The organism is Actinoplanes sp. ATCC 53533, assembly GCF_003947245.1.
The window spans coordinates 1-555 of sequence record NZ_QHHV01000688.1; the positions used below are offsets into that span (position 1 = coordinate 1).

The 555-nt window shown below is 67.9% G+C and carries 1 protein-coding gene; it reads left to right on the forward strand.

What is annotated here, in order from left to right; translation table 11 throughout:
- Window positions 1-33: 33 nt before the first annotated feature.
- On the forward strand, window positions 34-555 hold a 522-nt coding region (locus DMB66_RS60655), incomplete at its 3' end, for an Hsp70 family protein (RefSeq protein WP_148113023.1).

The following is a 555-nucleotide window of genomic DNA, read 5'->3' on the forward strand; positions in this document are numbered from 1 at the left end:
CCCCGAAGATTTGCAAGAAGCGAGGAAGCGAACATGGCACGAGCGGTCGGCATCGACCTCGGCACCACGAACTCCTGCGTCAGCGTTCTCGAGGGCGGTGAGCCCACCGTCGTCGCGAACGCGGAAGGCTCCCGGACGACGCCGTCCATCGTCGCCTTCGCGCGCAACGGCGAGGTGCTCGTCGGCGAGGTCGCCAAGCGTCAGGCGGTGACCAACCCCGACCGGACGATCCGTTCGGTCAAGCGGGAGGTCGGCACGAACTGGTCCGTCGACATCGACGGCAAGAAGTACACCCCGCAGGAGATCTCGGCGCGGGTGCTCATGAAGCTCAAGCGCGACTCCGAGGCCTACCTCGGCGAGTCGGTCACGGACGCGGTCATCACCGTGCCGGCCTACTTCAACGACGCGCAGCGGCAGGCCACCAAGGAGGCCGGTGAGATCGCGGGCTTCAACGTCCTGCGCATCGTCAACGAGCCCACCGCCGCCGCGCTCGCCTACGGCCTGGACAAGGGCTCCAAGGAGCAGACCGTCCTGGTCTTCGACCTCGGCGGCGGC